At 41.4% G+C, this 18,258-nt stretch carries 19 protein-coding genes; all 19 read right to left on the reverse strand.

From position 1 onward, the window contains the following. Positions 1 to 2: 2 nt before the first annotated feature. The 19 genes from AC3WTL_RS18380 to AC3WTL_RS18470 all read right to left on the reverse strand — a co-directional run bounded on the left by AC3WTL_RS18380 (position 3) and on the right by AC3WTL_RS18470 (position 18,166). The gene (locus AC3WTL_RS18380; RefSeq protein ID WP_492369854.1) at positions 3 to 908 is read right to left on the reverse strand and encodes a hypothetical protein; all 906 of its coding nucleotides are present in this window, start codon (positions 906 to 908) and stop codon (positions 3 to 5) included. 118 nt (positions 909 to 1,026) lie between these two features. Further along, positions 1,027 to 2,319: a 3-phosphoshikimate 1-carboxyvinyltransferase gene (aroA, locus tag AC3WTL_RS18385; protein ID WP_492369855.1), complete on the reverse strand. Its 1,293-nt coding sequence runs from the start codon at positions 2,317 to 2,319 to the stop codon at positions 1,027 to 1,029. Positions 2,320 to 2,354: 35 nt separating this feature from the next. After that, positions 2,355 to 3,461, reverse strand: a complete 1,107-nt coding sequence (locus tag AC3WTL_RS18390) for a prephenate dehydrogenase (RefSeq protein ID WP_492369856.1) — start codon at positions 3,459 to 3,461, stop codon at positions 2,355 to 2,357. A 96-nt stretch (positions 3,462 to 3,557) separates the two neighbouring features. Further along, positions 3,558 to 4,658, reverse strand: a complete 1,101-nt coding sequence (gene hisC / locus AC3WTL_RS18395) for a histidinol-phosphate transaminase (RefSeq protein WP_492369857.1) — start codon at positions 4,656 to 4,658, stop codon at positions 3,558 to 3,560. A gap of 84 nt (positions 4,659 to 4,742) precedes the next feature. After that, positions 4,743 to 5,117, reverse strand: a complete 375-nt coding sequence (gene aroH / locus AC3WTL_RS18400; RefSeq protein ID WP_492369858.1) for a chorismate mutase — start codon at positions 5,115 to 5,117, stop codon at positions 4,743 to 4,745. A 64-nt stretch (positions 5,118 to 5,181) separates the two neighbouring features. Next, positions 5,182 to 6,258, reverse strand: coding sequence for a 3-dehydroquinate synthase (aroB, locus tag AC3WTL_RS18405; protein WP_492369859.1), 1,077 nt, complete (start codon positions 6,256 to 6,258; stop codon positions 5,182 to 5,184). Then, positions 6,258 to 7,430, reverse strand: a complete 1,173-nt coding sequence (gene aroC / locus AC3WTL_RS18410; protein ID WP_048008173.1) for a chorismate synthase — start codon at positions 7,428 to 7,430, stop codon at positions 6,258 to 6,260. The genes aroB and aroC overlap by 1 nt, the downstream gene beginning before the upstream one ends. Before the next feature lie 202 nt (positions 7,431 to 7,632). Then, positions 7,633 to 8,406: a CheR family methyltransferase gene (locus AC3WTL_RS18415; RefSeq protein WP_163141845.1), complete on the reverse strand. Its 774-nt coding sequence runs from the start codon at positions 8,404 to 8,406 to the stop codon at positions 7,633 to 7,635. 121 nt (positions 8,407 to 8,527) lie between these two features. Then, positions 8,528 to 8,974, reverse strand: coding sequence for a nucleoside-diphosphate kinase (gene ndk / locus AC3WTL_RS18420; RefSeq protein ID WP_035330143.1), 447 nt, complete (start codon positions 8,972 to 8,974; stop codon positions 8,528 to 8,530). Between the two features lie 166 nt (positions 8,975 to 9,140). Further along, positions 9,141 to 10,103 carry a heptaprenyl diphosphate synthase component II gene (hepT, locus tag AC3WTL_RS18425; RefSeq protein ID WP_492369860.1) on the reverse strand — a complete coding sequence of 321 codons (963 nt, stop codon included), beginning with the start codon at positions 10,101 to 10,103 and terminating at the stop codon, positions 9,141 to 9,143. 80 nt (positions 10,104 to 10,183) lie between these two features. Beyond that, positions 10,184 to 10,885, reverse strand: a complete 702-nt coding sequence (menG, locus tag AC3WTL_RS18430) for a demethylmenaquinone methyltransferase (RefSeq protein ID WP_492369861.1) — start codon at positions 10,883 to 10,885, stop codon at positions 10,184 to 10,186. Positions 10,886 to 10,888: 3 nt separating this feature from the next. Beyond that, entirely contained in the window at positions 10,889 to 11,698 is an 810-nt protein-coding gene (locus AC3WTL_RS18435) for a heptaprenyl diphosphate synthase component 1 (RefSeq protein WP_492369862.1), read from the reverse strand. Between the two features lie 280 nt (positions 11,699 to 11,978). Continuing rightward, positions 11,979 to 12,215, reverse strand: coding sequence for a trp RNA-binding attenuation protein MtrB (gene mtrB, locus AC3WTL_RS18440; RefSeq protein WP_048008168.1), 237 nt, complete (start codon positions 12,213 to 12,215; stop codon positions 11,979 to 11,981). 120 nt (positions 12,216 to 12,335) lie between these two features. Continuing rightward, positions 12,336 to 12,902, reverse strand: a complete 567-nt coding sequence (gene folE / locus AC3WTL_RS18445) for a GTP cyclohydrolase I FolE (RefSeq protein ID WP_035330138.1) — start codon at positions 12,900 to 12,902, stop codon at positions 12,336 to 12,338. Between the two features lie 221 nt (positions 12,903 to 13,123). After that, the gene (gene hbs, locus AC3WTL_RS18450) at positions 13,124 to 13,396 is read right to left on the reverse strand and encodes a non-specific DNA-binding protein Hbs (protein WP_009332755.1); all 273 of its coding nucleotides are present in this window, start codon (positions 13,394 to 13,396) and stop codon (positions 13,124 to 13,126) included. A 694-nt stretch (positions 13,397 to 14,090) separates the two neighbouring features. Continuing rightward, on the reverse strand, positions 14,091 to 15,569 hold the full coding sequence (gene spoIVA / locus AC3WTL_RS18455) for a stage IV sporulation protein A (RefSeq protein WP_048008166.1): 1,479 nt from the start codon (positions 15,567 to 15,569) through the stop codon (positions 14,091 to 14,093). Between the two features lie 348 nt (positions 15,570 to 15,917). Beyond that, a complete protein-coding gene (locus AC3WTL_RS18460) occupies positions 15,918 to 16,631 on the reverse strand; it encodes a YphF family lipoprotein (protein ID WP_197247621.1) in 714 nt (237 codons plus the stop codon). Positions 16,632 to 16,656: 25 nt separating this feature from the next. Continuing rightward, a complete protein-coding gene (locus AC3WTL_RS18465; protein WP_048008164.1) occupies positions 16,657 to 16,860 on the reverse strand; it encodes a DUF2768 domain-containing protein in 204 nt (67 codons plus the stop codon). Between the two features lie 244 nt (positions 16,861 to 17,104). Continuing rightward, positions 17,105 to 18,166, reverse strand: coding sequence for an NAD(P)H-dependent glycerol-3-phosphate dehydrogenase (locus AC3WTL_RS18470; RefSeq protein ID WP_252219326.1), 1,062 nt, complete (start codon positions 18,164 to 18,166; stop codon positions 17,105 to 17,107). Positions 18,167 to 18,258 lie beyond the last annotated feature (92 nt).

The raw sequence follows: 18,258 nt of genomic DNA on the forward strand, positions 1-18,258 counted from the left end.
TGCTAATCGGCTATTTTAAAATAAGCTGGTGTGCTGATTTTAACATGCTCTCCGAAACCTGAACGAAAAATCACTTCTTGTCCGGCTCTAATCACTTTTCCCTTCAGTACAGTGACAGCAAGTTTATCTCTATGATAATGAAACAGCTGTGATTCTTCAACGGTAAGACCTTCTTCAGGTTTTTTAAATAAATTATAACTGACTTCCCCGCCCTGATGAATATTCCCTTTTAAAGGGTAAATCCCGGCTTTGGACAGAACTGACCTGGATAAAGGCTCTTGTTCCATCAGCTCATTCGGCACCGAAGGTATTTTCTCTTCCTGCATCAGTTTTGCCCATACAGTATTTATTCTGCTTTTCTCCTTTTCATTCCTGCCTGCAAAGATGGGTGCAAGCGGACAATTATAAGGAAACATTGCTTCACGAAGCCATCCCCATGGAACTTGTTCAAGCTCCTGTGCATCCTGTATTTCAACAAAAACAACAGGAACTTTTTCTCTCTTGCATTTTCTCATAAAAGAAGGGGTGAGGAGACGGACAGGAATTTTCACACCAATAATATAATCAATCGGGCTGCTTAATAATCTTGCCTTAAAGCTTTTAAGATCACTCTTCAAAGAATATTCATGCTTTACAGGCACGGCTGTCAGGAAGGCTGTACATCCTTTTAATATGAACTCCCGGATATAATACTCTTTGAGTTCTGAAAAAGGCTTTTCCAGCGGGATAGATGTGTCCAGAACCACATATCCTGCAGACATAATAAATACACCCGCATCCATTCTTGTAAACTGAAACCTTTTCATTTCAGCCTGCATCAGTGAAATCTCATTATTTCTTATCAGCATTGATGTTTTTAATAGCTTGTCTTCCTTTAGCAGATTTGCATTCTCAATAATATATGTCATAAAACCACCCTCTTAAACGGTCTTATGACAAGCTATGAAATTTTCAGATAAATATGACTGCTTTAACAGAAAAAAGAGCTGCAGGAATACAGCCCTTTCTTTTTTCAATGAAGGTATTTCAATCTGAAATAAGGCTATCTAAATGATCAAAAAACGACGGATAGGATACAGAGATCGCTTCTTTCTGCTGAAGGTGAACTTCGCCTTTTGAGACGGCAGCAGCTATTGCCAGCATCATGCCGATGCGATGGTCTCCATGACTTGAGACAGTTCCACCTGAAAGAGATGATTTCCCCCTGATAACCATCCCATCTTCTGTAGCAGTAATCACGGCTCCAAGCTTTGAAAGTTCATTAACAACCGTATCAATGCGATTCGTTTCCTTCACCTTAAGTTCCTCTGCATCCTTAATTACTGTTTCTCCCTCTGCTTGTGTTGCGAGCAGGGCAATAATTGGAATTTCATCGATAAGCCGGGGAATGAGCGTCCCTTCGATAACGGTTCCTTTAAGTTTAGAAGTCCTTATGGTAATATCCCCTGCAGGCTCAGCTGATCCATTTTCATACGGCTCAATGCGGAAATCTGCACCCATCTGCTGCAGCACTTCAAGGATGCCGGTTCTTGTAGGATTCAGTCCAACGTTTTTCAAAGTAATTTCACTATTAGGTACAATGGCTCCTGCAGCCAGAAAGAAGGCAGCAGAGGAGATGTCACCGGGAACATGAATTTCTGTCCCTGTCAGTGTTTGGCCTCCCTTAACCCGAATGGTTTGCCCATCTGCTGCAACTTCCCCGCCAAATTGTGTGATCATTCTTTCAGTATGATCACGTGTCTTCACAGGTTCAATAATGACTGTCTCGCCGCTTGCCTGCAGGCCGGCAAAGAGCAGTGCTGATTTAACCTGTGCACTCGCGACAGGAAGCTCATATGTTACTCCAGACAAGGGGCCGCCAATGACTGATAAGGGGGTGAATTCTCCATTCTTCCTGCCATGAATCTTTGAACCAAATAAACTTAGTGGCGCGGTCACTCTTGTCATCGGCCTTTTTGCAATGGATTCATCTCCGACAAGGACTGAATGGAACGGACGGCCAGCCAGAATCCCCATCATAAGGCGTATCGTCGTACCTGAATTCCCAACATCCAAAATACCAGCCGGTTCCTGTAATCCATCCATTCCCTGCCCCATAATGGTAACTTTATTGCCTTCCTGCTCAATAGTTACTCCGAGCTTGCGGAAGCAGGCTATCGTACTAAGACAGTCCTCTCCGGGCAGAAAATTAGTTACAGCAGTCTTCCCCTTTGCAATAGACCCAAACATGACAGAACGATGTGATATGGATTTATCACCGGGTATCGCTATTTCTCCGCTTAAACCTTTGACATTTGACTTCAATTTTGCCGGTATCATCTATCATCACCCTTTGCTGGATTAATAAATTCGCTCTATAGACCGATGGTTGTTTCATAGCTTGTATACTGTTCCAGGCAATTGATTGCCCGATCCCTGTCCTCTTCCGTTTGAAAGCTTATAACCAGAACTCCATAAATTTCTTCCCTTGTCTCCAGGATTCGAATATTCGTTATGCTGATTTCTTCCTTTGCCAAATATCCAGTGATTTCTGAAATGACACCAGGGTAGTCCGGTACATCCACGAACAGATCATAAAATGCCGGAATTGCCCCTTTTTCTTTTTGCGGCAGTTCATCCCTGAACATTTTTGCATGGGAAAAATATTCAAATATACCCTCGCTGTTTTCCTGTCTGAGGATTGATTTTACTAACTCCATTTCTCCCTCCCAATCCTCCATTAACTTAAGCAGCACTTCTTTATTCTGAAGAAGAATATCCCTCCACATAGCGGGGCTGCTGGAGGCAATCCTGGTAACATCCCTAAAGCCTCCAGCTGCCAGTCTTGGAATCAGCTTGTGCGAACGGCTTGTTTTTTCTGCCTGATGGACAAGGGAAGCAGCTATCATATGCGGAAAATGGCTGACGATCCCGGTTATATAATCATGTTCATCGGGAGTTATGGTAAGAAATTTCGCTTTTGTTCCTGATAGCCATTCTTTTAACCTTTCAACTTCTGCCGGAGCAATATGCTCTTCAGGAGTGAGCAGATAAAAGGCATTCTCAAAAAGCAAATCTTTTGCTGCAGTGACACCGCTCTTATGGGAGCCAGCCATTGGATGCCCTCCGATAAAAGTAATTCCTTTTTCCTTTAGTACCTTTGCGCAGCTGACAATTTCTTTTTTCGTGCTGCCTGCATCCGAAATGATGACGCTGTTTTTCAATTCACACTCTTTTAAAATATGTATAATTTTTTGAGTCTCCTGTACAGGTGCAGCTATTAAAATCAAATCTGCGTCCCTTGCCCCATCTTTAATAGTAGCAGAAATTTCGTCTGCGACCCCAAGCATTTGGGCAAGGCGCCCCTGCTCTTTATTTACATCAAAGCCGATGATCATGCTTTCGCTATGTTTTCTTTTTATTGATAGGGCCAAAGAACCTCCGATCAAACCAAGGCCAATAATAAAGATCTTCCCTCTCATCCTCTCACCGCCTTTATTAAAAATAATTCAGAGGCATACTTATGCCTCTGAATGGATATCAAAAAAGTATTTATTCCCCTTAACCCAAAAAACTTCCTACAATGCTGCAGCCTGCTTTGCAAGATATTGACCCATTGCGGCAAGTACACCATCATTCTGTTCCTTAGAACCTACTGTTACACGGACATAGCCCTGGAAGCCAAGTGCCTTGCCGGACCGGACGATATACCCTTTTTCAAGTAAAAATTGAAACACCTCATCTGAATCGGCATTAAAATTGATTAATATGAAATTTCCTTGTGAAGGGTAATAACCCAGTCCATGCTCTTCACAGAAAGCATAGAATTGTTCGAGCCCTTCGCGATTTTTCAGTCTGCACTCTTCAATGAAATTCTGATCTCCTATGGCTGCAGCAGCGGCAGCCTGAGCAAACTTATTTACATTAAATGGCTCTCTTACCGGTTCGAGGGCTTTGATTGTTTGAGAATTTGCAATTCCATAGCCTACCCGAAGGCTTGCTAAGCCATAAATTTTCGAGAATGTACGCAGGACAATCAAATTTTCGTAATTTCGGATTAAATCCAATGTATTGCAGTAATCCTCTGCTGTAACATATTCATAATAAGCTTCATCAAGGACAACCAATACATCTTGAGGCACCTTTTTCAGGAATGAAAGCAATGCAGACTCATTAATATAGTTCCCTGTCGGATTGTTTGGACTGCACACCCAAACTACAGATGTTTTTTCATCAATGGCTGCCAGCATTCCATCAAGATCATGCTCTCCTTCAACCAGCGGAATTTCCCTGATTTCCGCACCTTCTACCACAGCATTATGCCTATATTGCGGAAATGTAGGCGCCGCCATAACAGTATTGGTTCCCGGACTTAATAAAGCTCTGGAAATCATTTGAATAATTTCATCCGAGCCATTGCCAAAAATCAGCTGATCTTCCTGTATGCTTAAGTGCCCAGCCAAAACCGACCTCAGCTCAGAACCATAACCATCGGGATACAGGGCAAAAAATGATGGCGACTGATTCATCGTAAAAAGAACTTTTTCAGAGCATCCAAAAGGATTCTCATTTGAAGCAAGCTTAACTATTTGATTCAGTCCATATTCCTTTTTTACTTGATCAATTGATTTTCCCGGCTGGTAAGGAGTTAAATTCAACAGCTGTTCCTTCCATTTCATTCAAATCCACCTCTTTTTTATCACTTTCACTAATTATCGTATTAAAGCGTTGTTGATCTGCTCCTATTATCACAAAACTCTCCATTAAGGAGAGTTCATGGTATTCAGATCTGGCCGAAGCTTGATGGCGCCACGCAAATAAATATGGCGGATATTCTGCTGAGTTGCATCTGTATTCACATGCATCATTACCCGGATACAATTAGGGAGTGACCCCTCAACAGGTATTTCGCTCATGCACATGACAGGAACATATGTCCAGCCCTCTATTGAACGCATTGCCTTTGCAGGAAAGGCTGCTGTTAATTCTTCCGTAACGGATATAAAGACAGAAGCTACATCCTCTGATACAATATTATTCTCCTGTATCATTTGCCTGATCACCAGCTCAGTCGCTTCTAATATCTCAGCTTCACAATTCTTATCTACGGTGACGGCTCCCCTCACCCCTCGAATCACTTGCAGCACCTCCCATAGCTGTTTTGTCAGCCTTTTTATCTCTAAGTCATATAGTCAAGCCTATTTATTTTGTAAAAAGAGAAAGCTCCCGCAAAATCATGTCATCAGAAACCTGATATATGACAGGCTTACCCACTTCCTCTAAAAGAACAAAGCGAACATTCTGGCCTTCTGATTTTTTATCCTGCTTCATCCGCTCAAGCAGTTTTGAATGTGATAAATCTTCAGGGAGATCTGTTTTGTAGCCAAGCTGATCAAGCCAGCGCTTGAATTCGTTAACATCAAAGCTAACATCCAGCAGTGTTTTACTTAATTGAAGTGCGAATAACATTCCGACTGCAACAGACTCGCCATGTGTCCATTCTCCATAGCCTTTCTCCGCTTCAATTGCATGGCCCAGGGTATGGCCGAAATTCAGAAATGCCCGAACGCCGGCTTCTTTTTCATCCTCTGCAACGATCCTGCCTTTGATCTCTATTCCCTTTGTAAGCATCCTGCTTAATACATCAGAGGGGAGGTTCTCAAGGGTAAGGATGTTGTTTTTAAGGTTCAAGTAAAAGTTCATATCATCTATCAGGCTATGCTTTATGACTTCTGCAAACCCTGAGCGCAGCTCTTTTTGAGGCAGTGAGTCAAGAAACGCCAGGTCATAAAATACTGCCTGGGGCTGGTAAAAAGACCCTACCATATTTTTTCCCGAAGGATGGTTGATGGCAACTTTTCCTCCCACAGCGCTATCATGTGCCAGGATGGTAGTTGGAATCTGAATGAAGGGTACTCCCCTCATAAATGTGGCTGCCACAAAACCTGCCAAATCTCCGACAGCTCCCCCGCCAAACGCCAGGATCAGAGATTTTCGGTCAAGTTTATGTTCCAGAGCAAATGATAAGCACTGGTAGTATACTTCAAAGGTTTTGGCTTTCTCGCCTCTTGGCACTGTACAGACTTTTGGCTCCATCCCCTTAAGTGCCGCTTCCAGCTCTGGCAGATGTAAGTCCCTAACTGTTTCATCCGTAATGATCATTACATTCGTCAAGGCTGGAAAAGTATCTTTAATATATGATCCCAATCCTTCAATTGCTCCGGTCCCTATATAAACCGGATAGGCCCTGTCGGGTGTTTTGATTAAAATCCTTTTCATTAAAACTCCCTCGCAAATTGCCTTTGCTGTTCAACCGATGCTTTTAATGTCTCAAACCGGTCAGAATAGAACTGGTCTACAATGGCAGAAGCCAGTTCCCAGGCAATTACATTTTCTGCAACGACTGCAGCTGCCGGCACTGCACAGCTGTCAGAACGCTCTATGCTTGCTGAGAAGGGTTCCTTTGTTTCAATATCGACACTCTGCAGCGGTTTATAGAGAGTCGGTATTGGCTTCATTACTCCTCTGATGACGATTGGCATTCCCGTTGACATGCCCCCTTCTAAGCCGCCAAGACGGTTCGTTTTCCGATAATAGCCCTTATCCGGGTCCCATGCGATTTCATCATGAACTTCACTTCCAGGCTTCCTTGCAGCCTCGAAACCTATGCCAAACTCCACACCTTTAAAAGCATTAATGCTCACCATTGCACCTGCAAGCTTCGAATCAAGCTTTCGGTCATAGTGTACATAGCTTCCAACTCCCGGCGGCATTCCTTCAACAATAACCTCCACTACTCCGCCAATGGAATCGCCATTTTCCTTAGCGGAATCAATCGCAGCCATCATTTTTTGGGCGGCAGCCTGATCCTGACAGCGAACAGGCGATTCTTCTGTAATTTCCTTTAACTCCTTAAGTGAAGAATAATCTCTTTGGCCTGAAACAACACCGCCAATTTCAATAACATGTGCTGCAACCTCAATCCCCAGCTGAGAAAGCAGTTTTTTTGCAGCTGCACCGGCAGCCACTCTTACTGTGGTTTCTCTGGCTGAAGAACGCTCCAAAACATTTCTCATATCCCTGTGTCCATATTTTAGGGCTCCATTTAAATCAGCATGGCCTGGGCGAGGACGGGAAATTTTTCTTTTCACTTCTGCCTCATCCTCAGCATTAAGAGGATCCTGGCCCATAATTTTTGTCCAGTGCTTCCAATCATTATTCTCTACAACGAGCGCTACCGGGGATCCCAGTGTGTATCCATGTCTGATCCCCGCTGTTATTTGAACAGTATCTTTTTCAATTTGCATCCTTCTGCCTCTGCCATAACCTTTCTGGCGTCTGGCAAGCTCTTCGTTTATATCTGAATCTACGAGCGGCATTCCTGCTGGCAGCCCTTCTATTATAGTGGTCAGCTGCGGTCCGTGAGATTCACCAGATGTAAGATATCTCAAAACTCTTTCCCCCTTCAACTCATTAAAGGATTATGTATCAATATAACATAATGATAAATATAAGAATAGATAAAATTGAAAATTCCTATAATATTTTATTTCTTCTTATGAATGGAGCCATTTTAACACGAATAGTTATTTACTACCAAACTAAAAAAGAAAAGAAAAAGAGGAAGATTAAAAAATCATCCTCCATGCGTTATTATTCTTTTCTATAAAAGAAAGTTTCAGCAGATGCCAGTTGATAGCGGCCTGAGTTAAATATCTGTTCAGTGCTTCCAACAAAGAATATCCCATCTTTTCTTAATGCACCGCTGAATTTATGATAAAGCTGATCCTTTGCTTCCTCTGTAAAATATATGAGAACGTTCCTGCATACGATGAGATCATACGGACCGCCAAAATCATCTGAAAGGAGATTTTGCTTTTTAAAGGTTACTGTCCTTTTTATATCCTCGGATATTTTATAGAAACTTCCTTCGCGCTTAAAAAACTTTTGTTTCATCATTTCAGGAACTTCATTTAGCGAACGCTCAGGGTAAATACCCATCCGTGCCCTTGCCAGGGCATTTTCATCAATATCAGTTGCAGTTATCTTGATTTGGGACATCGGCAGCATTTTTGATAAAATCATGGCAATTGTATAAGGTTCTTCACCAGTGGAACAGGCTGCGCTCCAGATTTTCAGATTCCTATTTTGATCCAATAGTCCAGGCAGAATATTTTTTTCGAGCACCTCCCACCTTTGTGCATTTCGGTAAAATTCGGAAACATTTATTGTCATCCTGTCCAAAAAGTCATTCAGCAGTTCTCTATTCTTGACTATCGCGCTAAAAAAACTTCCAAATGATTGAAAGCCTTTTTTCTCATAAAGGGATATGAGCCTTCTCTTCATTTGAGCTTCTTTGTACAGAGAAAGATCAATTCCTGTTTTTCTTTTTATATTTTGAATAAATTCCTGATAATCGTCTGCCATTCTATTTCCCCTCTGATATTACCGGTGAGCTTTTTTCTTTTATCGTTATACCCATCCAGCTGAAATAATGAATTCGGTTACAAAAAAAGCACTTGTCATGGACAAGTACTTTTTGAAAATATTAGTTAATCCAGTCATTCATTAATTTTTTGTATTCCACTTTTTCTTCTTCTTTGAAGAAAAGGCCAATTTCACGTTCTGCACTTACAGGTGAATCGGATCCATGGATTACATTTTTTCCAACTGTAATGCCGAAATCTCCTCGGATTGTTCCTGGAGCAGCATCTTTAGGATTTGTTGAACCCATCATCTGACGAGCTGTTGCGATAACATTTTCACCTTCCCACACCATTGCGAAAACTGGTCCGGATGTAATAAAGTCAACAAGCTCTCCAAAGAATGGGCGCTCTTTATGCTCACCATAATGCTCTTCCGCAAGTTCCTGACTAATGCTCATTAGCTTGCCGCCTACTAGCTGAAAGCCTTTCTTTTCGAAACGGGAAACGATTTCCCCGATTAAATTGCGCTGTACACCGTCTGGTTTAACCATTAAAAAAGTTCTTTCCATTGAATTCCACTCCTAAAACTTATGTATAGTTATAATGTTAATCCACGAAAATATTAACATTGTTTTGAAAATTTAGCAACAAAAATTTGAAAGCGCTTTTAATTATAACTTCCCAAAAACAGAAATTGCCGGCACCTGGTAGAGTGCTGGCAATTGGTACAGTAAATTAGAATTTTCTTTTGCCTATAAATTTTGCGATATCCCGCAAAGCTTTCTTGGACCTGGAATGAGGCAGCTCTTCGAGTACCCCTAAAGCTTTCTGCAGGTATTTATCACTAATTTGAAGAGACTTTTCAATTGCACCGGAGGCTTTGACCAAGGCAATTATGTTCTCTATGTCATACCTTTCAGTTCCTTCATGGACTCTCCTGATTTGTTCGGAGATTCTATGATCCTCCATTGCAAATAAAGCAGGAAGCGTGATGTTTCCCTGATGGAGATCTCCTCCTGCCGGCTTGCCAAGTTCTTTTTCTGTACCGACAAAATCCAGGACATCGTCAATGATCTGATAGGACATACCCACAAAATAGCCGAATTTAAAAAGCTTTTTATGTATATCTTCCTCTACATTAGCTGCAATTCCGCCAAGCTGACAGCTCACAGCAATCAGCATGGCTGTTTTCCTTTTAATTCTCCGGAAATATGTCCTGATATTCTGGTCATAATTATACTTATCTTTAATTTGCTCTATTTCACCTATACACAGCTCCACAAGTGTATGAGAGAGAATTTTATGAGCATGCGGATTTTCCACATTTGTTATTAATTCCAGCGCACGCGCAAAAATATAATCACCAGTATACATGGCAATTTTATTATCCCATTTTGCTTTGATGGTAGGCTGTCCCCTGCGCAGTTCTGCATCATCAATAACATCATCATGGACAAGCGACGCCATATGGATAAGCTCCAGTGATACAGCTACGTTTTTAATTTTATCAATATCGTATTCTCCAAACTTCGCAGCCAGCAAAACGAAAACTGGGCGGATTCTTTTCCCCCCGGCCTGCAGCAGATGCAGGGAAGCCTGATGCAATAGGGGAGACTCAGCTTTAATCGTCTCCTCCAGCTCGTTTTCTATAACATTTAAATCTGAATTTAAAAATGAATACATCATTTTCAATTTCATCGCTTACTCACCCAGCTTATCGATCCCGTCTGATCTATTCTCTATCTTCCACGAGAAACATACAGAACAAGTTATTATTTTTATTTCGTTCCAATGTGTACGGCAGCCACTCCGCCGCTATAAGGCTTGAATGTAACGTTTTTAAAGCCTGCTTCCTTGAACATTCCTGCAAGTTCTTTCATCCCGGGAAAGTCTCTCGCAGATTCCTGCAGCCAGGAATATTCATTAAAACTTTTGGCAAAAAGCTTTCCGAACATAGGCATAATAAAGCGGAAGTAGAAATAATATGCCTGCTTGTATCCGAACATTGTTGGCTGAGAAGTCTCCAGACAAACTGCTAAACCCCCTGGCTTTACAACACGGTGCATTTCTTTTAACACCTGCAGGTAATCCGGAACGTTGCGCAGACCAAAACCGATTGTAACATAATCGAAGGAATTGTCAGCGAAAGGAAGCTCCATTGCATTACCATGGACAAGCTCAACTTGCTTCAGTTTCCGCTCCCTGATTTTTTCCTCACCGATTTTAAGCATATTTTTGCTGAAATCCAAGCCTACCACTTTACCGCTTTCACCTACAGCTTCAGCGAGCGCAATGGACCAATCGGCTGTACCGCAGCATACATCAAGCGCTTTTGTACCTTTTTGAACATTCATCTTTTTCATTGTATCTTTACGCCATCTTAAATGCTGCTGAAAGCTGATAACCGAATTCATTTTATCGTAGTTGCCATAAATCTTTTCAAATACGCTATGAACACGTTCTTCTTTTGATTGCTGCATATTTTATCCTTCTTCCACAAATGTTTTAGCCACAGACTGATTATTGTTGAAAATGCAGTGAATACGCTGCTCTAATAATTCATTTGCCATAGGAAATTTAAGCAGTGATTGATCGACAATATTCCTTGAAAAATCAATATACCTGTCGCAAATGAGAATTAAGTATTTCCGCTGCTCAGCAGACATCTCTTTCACTTTTGGGAAAGTCAGCTTTTTAAGCGCTTCAAAAACAACTGAGGTGCCTTCCTTCATGAACTGCTGCTTCTCCATAATCAGGCGCTTAATGAATAAAAGATTGGATATTACGTCTTTCCATGCTGTTTTGCTGAATGCGTCAGCCAGCTTTTCAAAAAGTGACGCCTCAACTTTCCTGACTGAACTCATCAGAGTGTCGACCGCTTCAGGAGATTTCTGATATAGAGAAATTTTATGCTCATTTACATCTTTGATCCCATCTGCGAAGACCCTGATCATTTTGATATCATCAAGAGCTGCGAGAATATTGTAATATAATCCGCTGTAATAAACACCAGCAAGGACAGTAAGCTGTCTATGTTTAAGACCTTTGTCTTCAGATTCATCGTTCTTAACAAGTTCGTGGGTATCAAGGGCGATTTGGATAAGCATTGCAGTTACTGCATATTTTTCTGCTTTTGATTCAGGTATCTCCACATCATCGAGTAATGAGATAAAAAGCAGAAGCTTGTCTTCATCAATAACAGGTGAATCAATATACCTGAGCAGATAAGGGTGGTTAACTTTTTTTTCAATCTGTTCTTTCACATCTGCTAATTTAATCTTCACATCATGCATGCCATCACCCTTGTTTCCCCTTAATTTTCTTTTCCCAACCGCTATTTCTCCATGTGAATACTGCGACAAAGAGAACGGATACAAAACGCCTTACACATTATTATCTATTTTTAGCCAATTCATTGTTTCCTATTAAATATAAAAAGGGCAAAAAAACCTTTTACCCGGTATCTTGTATTCAAGAGAATTAATCAAGCAGAGACAATTATATCATAAATGACAGGAACATGTCAGGACATTATCTTATGAAAATATTCTGCCCTTCTATTCCAGGGGAAACCTATTTCTTAGCCTCACTTTCGAGTTCTCCATAGCTGGTCATGATCCTGGCATTCCCCCTGATCTTAATCGCAGAAGTATGCTCAGTAAATTGCGCAATCATGACTTCTCCCTGGTCAAGTTTTTCTGAATGGTGGAATCTTGTATCAGATCCTCTTGTTAACCCTATTACATTAACACCGTCTTCTTTTGCTTTAATCACAATATAATCGTTTCCTGATGGATTTTTCTTTTCCATTCATACCATCCTTTGCTAAATGTTGGTGATTGATAATTATTTACAAAAAAAGGCTAAAAGTTTTATCTTTCAGCCTTTGACCTGTTTATTGCCTAAACTCATTCATAAACAGAGTCCATATTATTGTTTTATCAGTGAAAGGACTTCTGCACGTGCTCTTGCATCCTCTGCAAATACGCCTCTTACTGCTGATGTCACCGTTTTTGAACCAGGCTTTTTAACTCCGCGCATTGTCATGCACATATGCTCTGCTTCCACAACAACCATCACACCATGCGGCTCAAGCTTTTCCAGGATCGAATTTGCTACAGTAGATGTAATGCGTTCCTGAAGTTGAGGACGCTTCGCAACTGCCTCTACAGCTCTGGCGAGTTTGCTTAAACCTGTTACTCTGCCATTCCGCGGGATGTAAGCTACATGGGCAACACCAAAGAAAGGCACAAGATGATGTTCACACATAGAATAGAACGGAATATCTTTAACCAAGACAAGTTCCTCATGGTCTTCGCCAAATACTGTTTCAAAGTATTCTTTAGGATCCTGGTTCAGTCCCATAAAAACTTCTTCATACATTTTAGCGACTCGCTTTGGTGTATCAAGAAGTCCTTCCCGATTTGGATCTTCACCGATTGCTTCCAATATTAAACGCACCGCATCTTCGATCTGGGCACGATTTACCTCTGCCATAATTATGCCTCCTATGTATTAACACTGTGGTAATAATATGTTCATATTAGCATAACCCCCTCATTCAGGCAAAACTGAAACTTCTTTCTATGAGTTCAAATAAAATATCTGGAACAGAGTGAATCCTCTGCTTTTTAAGGGCCAGTAACGCAAAAAAGAAAAAACCGCGAATATATCGCGGTTTTTAGCTCAAGCATAAGCTTTAAGCACTTGTATGTAGATTATTTAACTGCATCTTTAAGCGCTTTGCCTGGTTTGAAAGCAGGAACTTTGCTTGCAGCGATTTCGATTTCTTCGCCAGTTTGCGGGTTGCGTCCTTTGCGGGCAGCACGTTCGCGAACTTCAAAGTTTCCGAAACCGATTAGTTGTACCTTATCACCATTTTTCAAAGCATCAAGGATTGTATCGAAAACAGCATCAACTGCTTTAGTCGCGTCTTTTTTAGAAAGTTCGCCAGCCTCAGCAACTGCGTTAATTAGTTCTGTTTTGTTCATGCCTTTCACCTCCTCCCAAATATGGATAAAACCCAGTAAAATAAGATTCCTTACATACATTTGTAAACAAAATTACTGAATTCTATACGTTATGGCGTGTTTTTGTTTAACAAGCCTTATATTAAATGATAAATTGAAATTTTTCAATCAAAAAATCATTATAAACCCTTTTAAAATAAGGGTTTGGCCGCCATAACGGTAATTCTGTTAAAAGATTATCACAATCAAATGCTGTTATCAAGAATATTTCATGATTTAATGGGAATCTTTTCTTATCTGCAACATATTTGTAATACGCTGACCTCGTTTAATTACCCTTAACATGCGGGTTGAAACATATTTTTTCAATTTTCAAGGTTTGCCATTTCCTATAGGAGGTCTGGGTTCTGACTTTGAACATTGGATTTTAGCTTTTTGTGTCCGAAGTTGGTCCAGGTTCTGACTCTGATCACTGGATTTTCTCCTCCTGTGTCCGAAGTTGCCACGGGTTCTGACTCTGGGCACTGGATTTTCTCCTCCTGTGTCCGAAGTTAGCCCAGGTTCTGACTCTGGGTACTGGATTTTCTCCTTCTGTGTCCGAAGTTGCCACGGGTTCTGACTCTGGGCACTGGATTTTTCTCCTCCTGTGTCCGAAGTTAGCCCGGTTCCGGCTCATTTCGCCGGCAATAAAAAAAGACTCCAAAAGGAGCCTTCATTAAAGGATTATCGCAATTAATCCGCCAGAGCCTTCGTTGATGATTCTTTCTAAAGTCTCTTTGAGCTTATATCTTGCATTTTCAGGCATTAGTGACAATTTTGCCTGGATTCCTTCTCTTACGATGGAGCTGAGGCTGCGTCCAAAGATGTCGGAGTTCCAGATTGAAAGCGGATCATCTTCAAAGTCCTGCATCAGGTACCGGACGAGTTCTTCGCTTTGCTTTTCTGTTCCGATGATAGGAGAGAACTCAGATTCCACATCTACTTTAATCATATGAATGGATGGAGCAACAGCCTTAAGCCTTACACCAAAGCGTGATCCATGGCGTGTAATTTCCGGTTCATCGAGGCTCATATCAGCCAGTGAAGGGGCTGCAATGCCATAGCCGGTTTGCTTCACCATTCTCAGCGCATCGGAAATTTGGTCATACTCTGCTTTAGCATGGGCAAATTCCTGCATCAGCTCGAGCAAGTGGTCTTTTCCGCGAATTTCAACGCCCACTATCTCTTTAAGGACCTCATCGTAAAGATCGTCCGGCGCATATAAGTCAATTTCGGCTACTCCCTGCCCCATCTCAATTCCTGCAAGGCCTGCCCGGTCAATGAATTCAAAGTCGCTGAACTGATGGACCACACGGTCAACATCTCTTAGCCTCTTAATATCCTTAACCGTTTCTTTAACTGCTTCCTGATAGCTTTCACGAAGCCAGTGATCTTCATGCAGCACCATAACCCAGCTTGGAAGATTTACATTCACTTCCAGTACTGGGAACTCATAAAGAGCTTCACGCATAACATTTAATACATCTGATTCTCTCATGCCCTCTACGCTCATAGCCAGGACAGGGATATCATATTTTTCAGCAAGATCATTTCTGAGGGCATCCGTATTTGGGTGGTGAGGCTGGACGCTGTTTATGATCATGATAAACGGCTTGCCAACTTCCTTTAACTCCTCAATAACTCTTTCTTCAGCCTCAATATAGTTTGCACGCGGTATCTCCCCAATTGTTCCGTCTGTTGTAATCACCACTCCGATTGTGGAATGCTCCTGAATCACCTTTCTTGTTCCTATCTCAGCAGCTTCGTGAAAAGGAATCGGCTCTTCATACCATGGTGTATTGATCATTCTCGGGCCGTTTTCGTCTTCATAGCCCTTCGCCCCCGGTACTGTATATCCCACACAATCCACAAGCCTGATATTTACATTCAGCCCTTCTGCTACATGAACTGTAGCAGCCTGGTTAGGAACAAATTTCGGTTCTGTGGTCATAATTGTTTTGCCGGCAGCACTTTGCGGAAGCTCATCCTGTGTGCGGGCACGTTCTGCTTCGTTCTCCATATTTGGCAGTACAACCAATTCCATGAACTTTTTTATAAATGTAGATTTGCCGGTGCGAACTGCGCCAACTACTCCGAAATATATATCGCCGCCAGTTCTTTCGGCAATATCTTTAAAAATATCAACCTTTTCCAAGTGATCCCCTCCTGAAATCTTGAGTTAATGGGATAATATTATCCTATCTATTATGTTTGGACATTATATGTGTATGATGTTGTCCTACATTGTTATGACAGTTTTTTTCTTTTTTACCCCCCTATCAGGAAAGTGCACTGCACCTGTCAACCGAGCTGGAAATCTCCAATCCTATGACAGTCTGGAATGGACAGCAGGCCATTCCAAATTTCCTTTTTATTTTCAAACTCCCCTGCTCCTTTATTTCTTTGCCTTTATGCTTTTAGTCATTAGTTGAAGAGTGGTTATAAAAATAAATAAAAAAATAACCCTTCTCCTACAATATATTTTGCAGGAGAAGGGTTATGACTATTTCACCAAAAAGATTGGATCATTTGTGCCGGGCTCAATCGTATAAGGCAGTGAATAGGCGGGAACAAAATCAGAATCCTCCACAAGAAGATTTCTAATATCCTTTCCAGGTTCAGGTTTATTCTTCTTATTCTCCAATGCCTGATACAAATCAACCCGATAATCTACATATACTTCAGCATTGCCGGTTACGACATATGGAAGGCTCTGGCCGCTATAAGGACTGAGGGCTTTTGGCTCTTCCTTAAATCCTAATTTGTTAAAATCCATTGTATAAACATTTTCAGCAATTTGCTCTTTATATGGCGGGAATCCATGTGCCTTAACCCTCAGGTTAATATCCCGGATTGTTTCAGCAATTCTCAAATCAAAAATTTTCACTTTTGGATCTGTTTCTGCGTCAACAATCACATATTGAAAAACTCCGCCGGATTCAAAGGCATTTCCCGGCGGTTCTGCCATGTATTCAGGAGCAATTTTTTTGAAGTCAATTGGATACTTTTGATAGATAGGGGTTGTCTGGCCCTTGGTTTTAATTGGAAGGAGACCTCCATTCGCTTCCCTATATTGATCCACTGCAGACTGTACTGACTGAATCTGATCCTTATAGGCTATCTGGTTTTGAGATAATTTCTCTTCAGGGTACATACAGCCTGTCAGAATCAAAGCAAAGCTTAGTAAAAGCAAAAACATGTTAAAAGCTTTTTTCATGTAATCAACCCTTTATGTAAAAGTGCTAGCTGCTTGTCGGACCGCTGAACACGACAATCACTATAATAATTCCGCTTATTATCATTAAAAAGTAGGCAACGATAGCTGTTATAAACTTAAAAACTCCAGCTTTCAGCTTGTATCGGCTAAGATAAATCAATATTATAGATAAAAACATGAATCCCATAGAAGCAAGGGAAATCCACATTTTCATTAAAGCCGGCGACATACAAATCAACTCCCTTTTCCGAAATGTATTATACCATATTAAATGGATAAATCTAAAAACTTTTCATCACGAAAAAAATGAAGACAAAAAAAACTGAGGCAAAGAAGGGGCAATTCTTTACCTCAGCCATTTGACTAAATAACCCAGCACCCTGTTCATTACACTAGTTTGCTTCGTTGCATTGTATGCAGGAACCTGCTGTCTCGCATCATCTAATGCCTATATTTTTAAATTTATATAGATATCAGATTTTTTTATTCCCGCTTTGATCTTCCAAAACGTTCGCAAGATCTTCCATCTCATGTGTTTTCCCTCTTGCCATCAGAAGATCAACAGCATCCTTCGCATTAACATTATTAAAAAGGACATCATACAGAACAGTGGTAATAGGCATTTTGACGTCATATTTTTGAGCCAGCTGATGCGCCGCTTTTGTTGTTCTGACACCCTCTACGACCATGCCCATATTATCCAGAACTTCCTGCAGATTATGTCCCTTTCCAAGAAGGTTACCTGCTCTCCAATTGCGTGAATGGACGGAAGTACATGTAACGATCAAATCCCCGATACCCGCTAATCCGGAGAAAGTAAGCGGACTTGCCCCCATCCTCATCCCGAGACGGGCAATTTCAGCAAGACCTCTCGTTATCAGAGCTGCCTTTGCATTGTCTCCATAACCTAAGCCATCTGTAATTCCGGCAGCAAGGGCAATGATATTTTTCAAAGCACCGCCAATTTCCACTCCAATGATATCAGGGTTGGTATATACTCTGAAGTTGTTATTGATAAACAAATCCTGAATTTTCTCGGCAGCGTCCATATTTTTTGATGATACCGTAACAGTTGTAGGATGTCTGAGACTAACTTCTTCTGCATGGCTTGGGCCTGATAGCACAACTACACTGTCCAGAAGGTCTCCGTGCATTTCCTCTTCAATCATTTCAGATATCCTGAGAAGTGAATCAGGTTCAATTCCTTTACTTACATGTACAATGGTTAGGGGCTCTCTTCTAATTCCCTTGATCTTCCCCACTACTTCACGAATGGCCTTTGTCGGAACTGCCAAAATCAGCGTGTCTGTTCCGGTTAAAGCCTCTTCAAGTAATGTGTATCCTTTTATTTCCGCAGGCAGCTGTATCCCTGATAAATATTTTTGATTAGTATGGTGCTTATTAATTTCCTCTATCTGATCAGGATTATGGCCCCACAGTCTGACATCATGCCCATTATCTGCAAGCACCATCGCCAGGGCAGTACCCCAGCTGCCGGCACCAGCTACAGCTACGCTTTCTTTTTTTCGCTCCATTTGATCACTGCCTTTTAATGTATTTGATGCATCAAAAATTCATCCGATTCTGCAGCCAGACACATTATAAAGCTATCCGGCCGGAGTCATCG

This window comes from Cytobacillus sp. EB106-05-05-XG126, assembly GCF_058791715.1.